Here is a 7,212-nt window from a genome sequence, read left to right on the forward strand (position 1 = left end):
CGATGCGGCGTTCCTCGCCCAGTCGCTCGAGGCGGGCCTGCTGGCGCTCAAGGGCCACAAGGCCGTGGGCGGCATGCGCGCCTCGCTGTACAACGCCGTCACGCTTGAGGCGGTTCAAACCCTCGTGGCCTTCATGAGCGACTTCGCCCGACGCCACGGTTAGCAAAAGCAAGAAGGAATCCCATGAGCAAGCCGACCACCGATAAACAGGCCACGCTGGCCGAGGCGCGCACGCGTATCGACAGCATCGACCACCAACTGCAGCAGCTGATCTCCGAGCGCGCGCGCTGGGCCCAGCAGGTGGGGCGGGCCAAGGGCCCGCTGAAGGCTGCGGTGGACTACTACCGACCCGAGCGCGAGGCCCAGGTGTTGCGTGGCGTGATCGACCGTAACGACGGCCCGCTGCCCGATGGTGAACTGGTTCGGCTGTTCCGCGAGATCATGTCCTCGTGCCTGTCGCAGCAGCAGCCACTGAAGATCGGTTTCCTGGGCCCGGAGGGCACCTTCAGCGAACAGGCCGTGCGCAAGCAGTTCGGACACGCGGCCTACGGATTGCCCCTGGGCAGCATCGAGGAAGTGTTCCAGGAAGTGACCTCCGGCAATGCCGACTTTGGCGTGGTGCCGGTGGAGAACTCAGGCCAGGGCATGATCCAGGTCACCCTGGACATGTTCCTGGCCTCCAGCGCCACGATCTGCGGCGAGGTGGAACTTCGCGTGCACCAGAACCTGTTGTCGCTGGGCGGTAAGCTTTCCGATGTGCAGCGCGTGTATTCGCACCCGCAGTCGCTGCAACAGTGCCAGGCGTGGTTGCGCATCAACCTGCCCAAGGCCGAGCGAATTGCCGTTTCCAGCAACGCGGAGGCCGCGCGCATGGCCCGTGGCGACGACTCCGCGGCGGCGATCGCCGGCGAGACGGCCGCGCGCGTCTACGGCCTGAAGACCATTGCAGGCCCGATCGAGGACCGCGCCGACAACACCACGCGTTTTTTGGTGATCGGCCGCGGCATCTTCCCGCCGTCGGGCAACGACCGCACGTCGCTGCTGGTGAGCGTGCGTGACAAGCCCGGCGCGCTGTACGACATACTGCGTCCGCTGGCCGAGCGTGGCATCAGCATGAACCGCATCGAGTCGCGCCCATCGCACACGGGCAAATGGCAGTACGCGTTCTTCATCGATATCAGCGGCCACGTCGAGGACGAAGGCATCCAGGATGCGCTGAAGGACATGGAACCCTCCGCTGCCGACGTGCGCGTATTGGGCGCCTACCCGGTGGCATTGCCATGAGTTTCGATGCCACCTTGCTTGCCAATGCGGTCGTGTCGGCGCTGCGCGCTTACGATCCAGGGCACGACTTGCCGACCTTGAGGCAGCGATTCGGTGCTGCGTTGTCGGAATTGGGCTCCAACGAGAACCCGCTCGGTCCAAGTCCGGCGGCGATCGCCGCTGCGCGCACGGCGATGGAGGCGATGTGGAGGTATCCGGATCCAGCCGGTGCCTCGCTAAAGCGCGTGCTGGCCGATCGCCTGGGCGTGGACACCGGCCAACTGGTGTTGGGCAATGGCTCGCATGAACTACTGATGCTGTTGGCGCAATGCTTCGCCGATCCTGGGCATTCGGTGGTGTATTCGCAATTCGGCTTTGCCGTGTTTCCCATCGCCACCGCGGCGGCGGGCGCCCAGGGCATTGCCGTGCCCGCGTTTCCGGCCGACCACCCCGAGGCACCCTTCGGCCACGACCTGGGCGCCATGGCCGCTGCGATCCGCGCGGACACGCGGCTGGTGTACCTGGCCAACCCGAACAATCCGACGGGAAGCTCCTTCAGCGATGTTGAACTCGAGGCGTTCATGGCTCGCGTACCGGGCGATGTGATCGTGGTGGTGGACGAGGCCTATCACGAGTACGTCGACCGTCCCGGGCTTTCCACGGCAATGCACCTGCTCGATAAGCATCGCAACCTGGTCGTCACGCGTACGTTCTCCAAGGCCTATGGCCTGGCGGGCCTGCGCATGGGTTACCTTGCTGCCGACTCTTCCGTCGCCACGGTGCTTGAGCGTCTTCGTGAGTCGTTCAACGTCAACGGCATCGCCCTGGCTGCCGCCGAGGCTGCACTGGGCGATGAAGCCCACTTAGGTCGCGTGCGCGATACCAATGCAAGCGACCGCGCATGGCTTGCCGGCGAGCTCGTGGAACGCGGCATGCGCGTGTTTCCTTCGCAGACCAACTTCCTGCTGGTGGACACCGGCGGCGAGGCCACCGCCCTGGAAGCCCGTCTGTTCGCCGCCGGGGTGATCGTGCGGCCCATGGCGGGCTATGGACTTGGGCAGACGGTGCGCATCAGCATCGGTAGCCGCGGGGAACTGGATCGCCTGCTGGAGCACCTTAAGTGACCGTGATCGACTGGACCAGCCATCCGGTGCATGCGCCGCTCAAGGGCGAGCTCACCATCCCCGGCGACAAATCGGTTTCCCACCGCGCGATGATGTTCGGCGCACTGGCCGACGGCAGGTCCACTGTTCGCGGCTTCCTCGAAGGCGAGGACACGCGGGCGACGGCGAGGATGTTCGCAAGCATGGGCGTGCGCATGGAAGCGCCCCAGCCGGGCGTGCGCATCGTCCACGGCGTGGGGATCGAGGGATTGCGTGCCAGTGAGGGTGCCCTGGACTGCGGCAACGCCGGCACCGGCATGCGGCTGATGGCCGGCGTCCTGGCCGGCCAGGCATTCGACTCCACCCTGGTAGGCGATGCGTCGCTGTCCTCGCGGCCCATGCGCCGAGTCACCGACCCGCTGGCGAGCATGGGTGCGCGCATCGACACCCACGATGGCAAACCGCCGCTGCGGGTACATGGCGGTGCGAAGCTCAAGGGCATCCGCTACACGCCGCCCGTGGCCAGTGCCCAGGTGAAATCCGCGGTGTTGCTGGCAGGACTTTACGCCGACGGCGAAACCTGCGTGATCGAGCAGCATCCCACCCGCGACTACACCGAACGCATGCTGGCCGCATTCGGCTGGCCGATCGAGTTCTCCCCCGGGAAAGCGACGCTTACCGGCGGCCATCGGTTGCGCGCCACCGACATCGAGGTGCCGGCGGACTTTTCATCCGCCGCGTTCTTCATCGTCGCCGCATCCATCGTGCCGGGGTCAACCTTGCGCCTGCATTCGGTGGGGCTCAACCCCCGGCGCACGGGCTTGCTTGAGGCGCTGCGCCTGATGGGCGCGGATATCGCGATCGAAAACCGCCGGGAGAGCGGCGGGGAGCCGGTGGGGGATATCATCGTCCGCTACGCTAGGCTCCACGGAGCGGTAATCCCGGAGGCCGTGGTGCCCGACATGATCGATGAATTCCCGGCCTTGTTCGTCGCGGCGGCGGTGGCCGATAGCCCGACCACGATTTCCGGTGCTGCCGAATTACGGGTGAAGGAATCCGATCGCCTCGCCGCCATGGCGAACGGCTTGCGCATCCTCGGGGTCGCCGTGGATGAAACACCCGACGGCGCCACCATCCATGGCGGGCGCCTTGGCGGCGGCCGCGTGGAAGCGGTGGGCGACCATCGCATCGCCATGAGCTTCGTGCTGGCAGGGTTGGTGGCGGCGGCTCCCGTCACCATCGGCGATTGCGAGAATGTCGCCACGTCGTTTCCGAACTTCATGGATCTTGCCCGCGACTGCGGCTTCGACCTGGCACAGGTGCACTGACGATGGTCGACTTCCCGTTCGTGGTGGTCATTCCCGCGCGCTACGCCTCCACCCGGCTGCCCGGCAAACCCCTGGCGAGTCTCGCCGGCGAGGCCATGGTCAGGCACGTGGCGCGCCGCGCACTGCAGGCCGGGGCAGGGCAGGTGGTGGTGGCGATCGACGATCATCGTGTGGGCCAGGCATTGCAGGGACTGCCGGTAACGGTGTGCATGACCCGCATCGACCACGCCTCCGGTAGCGACCGTATCGCCGAGTGCGTCGACCAGTTGGGCTGGGCCGACGACACCATCGTGGTGAACCTGCAGGGCGACGAGCCCTTCGCGCCCATCGCCGGGATCCAGGCCGTGGCCAGGGCCCTGGCCCTGGACGATGCGCCGGTGGCCACCCTTGCCACGCCGGTGACCTCGGTGGAAGAGCTGTTCGACCCCAACGCGGTAAAGCTGGTGCGGGGTGCCGACGGCCGCGCGCTGTACTTCAGCCGCGCGCCGCTGCCCTGGGCCCGCGATGCCTTCGCGCGCGGGCGTGATGCATTGCCGGCCGATATTCCCTTCCTGCGGCATATCGGCATTTATGCCTACCGTGCGCGCTTCCTGCGGGCCTATGCGAGCCTGCCGCAGACCCCGCTGGAACAGGCCGAATCGCTCGAGCAGCTTCGTGTGCTGGAGAACGGCCATGCCATTGCCGTGCGGTTGTCCCCGGAGGCTTTCCCGCCCGGTATCGACACGCCCGCCGACCTCGAGCGCGCCCATCGCTTCCTTGCCGGGGGCTGACGGACAAATTCCGCCGGCGGGAAAGTGGTCCCCGGACAAGGTAAAATGGGCCATGGAGCCTGCATCGCATCCGCCGTTCGACGGCAAGGCCTTCGTCCGCACCCTGACTACCTCGGCCGGCGTCTACCGCTACTTCGACGCCGACAACGAGTTGTTGTACGTGGGCAAGGCCGCGAACCTGAAGAAACGCGTGGGCAACTATTTCTTGAAGCCCCGCATGGAGCCGCGCATCGCGGCCATGGTGTCGCAGATTGCCCACGCCGAGGTCACGCTCACACGTACCGCCGGTGAGGCGCTGCTGCTTGAATCGCAGCTGATCAAGTCGCTCAAGCCGCGCTACAACATCATGTTGCGCGACGACAAGAGCTACCCGTACATCTATCTTTCCGCCGGCGAGGACTACCCGCGCCTGGCCTTCCATCGTGGCGGCAAGACCGGCCAGGGCAAGTATTTCGGCCCCTATCCGAGCACCTTCGCCGTCCGGGAGAGCCTGAACCTGATGCAGAAGCTGTTCCACGTGCGCCAGTGCGAGGACAGCTATTTCCGCAATCGTTCGCGCCCGTGCTTGCAACACCAGATCGGCCGCTGCAGTGCGCCCTGCGTCAAGCTGATCAGCGTGGACGACTACCAGGTCGATGTGCGCCATGCGCAGATGTTCCTGGAGGGTCGCAGCAGCACGGTGATCGACGAACTGGCAGGATCGATGGAAAAGGCGGCGACGGAATTGAAGTTCGAACGCGCAGCCCAACTGCGCGACCAGGTGGCGGCGCTGCGCCGCCTGCATGCCCAGCACTTCGTGCAGGGCGCCAGCGCGGACATGGACGTGATCGCCTGCCGGGTGGAAGGGGGGATCGCCTGCGTAAGCGTTTTGTTTTTCCGTGACGGCGTGAGCCTGGGTTCGCGTGATTTCTTCCCGCGCCTGCCGATCGATGCCACCACTGCGGATATCATCGAGCAATTCATTGCCCAGTATTACCTCGAGCGGCAGGTGCCGCGCGAATTGATCGTGGACGTTGCCCTGGAAGACGCCGATACGCTTGCCCAGGTACTGGCCGAACACGCAGGCCATGGCGTGGCGATCAAGTCGAGCGTGCGCGGCGAGCGCGCTCGTTTCGTCGAGATGGCCGAGCGTAATGCCGTGGCGGCGCTCACCTCTCGCCTGGCAAGCCGGCAGACTCTGGGTGTGCGCTTCGACGATCTGCAAAAGCTGCTGGGCCTGGATGCTCCGCCGCGACGCATCGAATGCTTCGACATCAGCCACACCATGGGTGAGGCCACGGTGGCTTCATGCGTGGTGTTCGGACCGGAAGGCGCCGAGAAATCGCACTATCGCCGCTTCAACATCACCGGCATTACTCCGGGCGACGACTACGCCGCCATGCACCAGGCACTCACCCGCCGCTTCCGCAAGGTGGTCGAAGGCGGCGTGCGGCCGGATATCCTGTTGATCGATGGCGGCGCGGGGCAGGTGGCCCAGGCGATGCAGGTGCTCGCATCGCTCGATGTGCGCGACATCCGCGTGGTGGGCGTGGCCAAGGGTCCGGGCCGGCGCGCCGGTGAAGAAACACTGATCCTTGCCGAGAGCGGACGTGAATTACACCCGGGCCCTGCGTCGCCGGCGCTGCACCTGGTGGCGGCGGTGCGTGACGAGGCGCATCGCTTCGCCATCACCGGGCACCGCAAGCGGCGTGAGGCGGCCCGTGAACGCAGTACCCTGGAAGATGTGCCGGGTGTGGGGGCCCGTCGCCGCTCGGCGCTGCTCAAGGCCTTCGGCGGACTGTCGGGGGTGGAGGCGGCGGGCGTGGAGGAACTGACCCAGGTCAAGGGCATCGATCGCAGCCTCGCCGAGCGCATCTACGCCATTCTCCATCCCTAACTACCCCCGGTGATGTGAGACACTCACCACCTGTCATCCGGAACTGTCCATGCGCATCAACCTGCCGACCTGGCTCACCCTTTTCCGGGTCATGTTGCTTCCGGTGATGGTCGTCGTGTTCTACCTGCCGTTCCGTGGCCATAACCTCACTGCCGCCGTGGTTTTCCTGCTGGCCGGATTCACCGACTGGCTCGATGGTTATCTTGCGCGCCGGCTTAACCAGACGTCCGCGTTCGGTGCCTTCCTGGACCCGGTGGCCGACAAGCTGATGGTGGCGGTAACATTATTCCTGCTGGTGGAATCCCATCGCAGCTCCACCGATGGCCCACTGGGGAATTGGTCGGGCATCCTGATGGCGGTGACGGCCGCGATCATCGTCGGCCGCGAGATCAGCGTGTCGGCGCTGCGCGAGTGGATGGCGCAGATCGGCGAGCACGGCAAGGTCAAGGTGGCCTTCATCGGCAAGGTCAAGACAGTGGCCCAGATCATCGCCCTGGTGGTGTTGTTGTTGCAGCACGATGCGGAAACCTTACGGCTGTACCACATCGGCGAGGCGTTGCTGGTGGTGGCCGGCGTGCTGACCATCTGGTCGGGCCTGGGCTACCTCCGCGCGGCCTGGCCGAGCCTGCGAGACGACCGCCGCGCCCGCGAAGACACCTGAAAAAGTTGCTGCAAGACGGTTGACACATGGTCGCTTTCATCTAGAATAGCGGGACTTCGACGCGGGAATAGCTCAGTTGGTAGAGCACGACCTTGCCAAGGTCGGGGTCGCGAGTTCGAGTCTCGTTTCCCGCTCCATTATTTGTGCGTTCATCCGTGAACGCGACGATCAAAGAGCGGCCATCCATGGCCGCACTTTTCAATTCAAAACC

General features: G+C 65.6%; 6 protein-coding genes, 1 tRNA gene and 1 pseudogene. All 8 read left to right on the forward strand.

Annotation, left to right across the window (positions count from 1 at the left end; all coding sequences use genetic code 11):
- Positions 1–163 (forward strand): annotated as a pseudogene (locus tag VK519_RS01940) (3-phosphoserine/phosphohydroxythreonine transaminase); the annotation flags it as partial.
- 20 nt (positions 164–183) lie between these two features.
- Positions 184–1,284 carry a prephenate dehydratase gene (pheA, locus tag VK519_RS01945; protein WP_324347139.1) on the forward strand — a complete coding sequence of 367 codons (1,101 nt, stop codon included), beginning with the start codon at positions 184–186 and terminating at the stop codon, positions 1,282–1,284.
- Positions 1,281–2,387, forward strand: a complete 1,107-nt coding sequence (gene hisC, locus VK519_RS01950; protein WP_324347141.1) for a histidinol-phosphate transaminase — start codon at positions 1,281–1,283, stop codon at positions 2,385–2,387. The genes pheA and hisC overlap by 4 nt, the downstream gene beginning before the upstream one ends.
- Positions 2,384–3,694 carry a 3-phosphoshikimate 1-carboxyvinyltransferase gene (gene aroA, locus VK519_RS01955; RefSeq protein ID WP_324347143.1) on the forward strand — a complete coding sequence of 437 codons (1,311 nt, stop codon included), beginning with the start codon at positions 2,384–2,386 and terminating at the stop codon, positions 3,692–3,694. The genes hisC and aroA overlap by 4 nt, the downstream gene beginning before the upstream one ends.
- A gap of 2 nt (positions 3,695–3,696) precedes the next feature.
- Entirely contained in the window at positions 3,697–4,464 is a 768-nt protein-coding gene (kdsB, locus tag VK519_RS01960; RefSeq protein ID WP_324347146.1) for a 3-deoxy-manno-octulosonate cytidylyltransferase, read from the forward strand.
- 52 nt (positions 4,465–4,516) lie between these two features.
- Positions 4,517–6,340, forward strand: a complete 1,824-nt coding sequence (gene uvrC, locus VK519_RS01965) for an excinuclease ABC subunit UvrC (RefSeq protein ID WP_324347148.1) — start codon at positions 4,517–4,519, stop codon at positions 6,338–6,340.
- A 49-nt stretch (positions 6,341–6,389) separates the two neighbouring features.
- Positions 6,390–7,001: a CDP-diacylglycerol--glycerol-3-phosphate 3-phosphatidyltransferase gene (gene pgsA, locus VK519_RS01970; RefSeq protein ID WP_324347150.1), complete on the forward strand. Its 612-nt coding sequence runs from the start codon at positions 6,390–6,392 to the stop codon at positions 6,999–7,001.
- Between the two features lie 61 nt (positions 7,002–7,062).
- Positions 7,063–7,138, forward strand: a tRNA-Gly gene (locus tag VK519_RS01975).
- Positions 7,139–7,212 lie beyond the last annotated feature (74 nt).

The sequence above is a fragment of the Pinirhizobacter sp. genome (genome assembly GCF_035317885.1).
Classification (GTDB): Bacteria; Pseudomonadota; Gammaproteobacteria; order Xanthomonadales; family Rhodanobacteraceae; genus Pinirhizobacter.

Bases quoted from the DNA above. Each gene is read 5' to 3' on its own strand.
- pheA (WP_324347139.1), top strand. From the start codon at position 184: ATGAGCAAGCCGACCACCGATAAACAGGCCACGCTGGCCGAGGCGCGC.
- hisC (WP_324347141.1), top strand. From the start codon at position 1,281: ATGAGTTTCGATGCCACCTTGCTTGCCAATGCGGTCGTGTCGGCGCTG.
- pgsA (WP_324347150.1), top strand. From the start codon at position 6,390: ATGCGCATCAACCTGCCGACCTGGCTCACCCTTTTCCGGGTCATGTTG.
- kdsB (WP_324347146.1), top strand. From the start codon at position 3,697: ATGGTCGACTTCCCGTTCGTGGTGGTCATTCCCGCGCGCTACGCCTCC.
- uvrC (WP_324347148.1), top strand. From the start codon at position 4,517: ATGGAGCCTGCATCGCATCCGCCGTTCGACGGCAAGGCCTTCGTCCGC.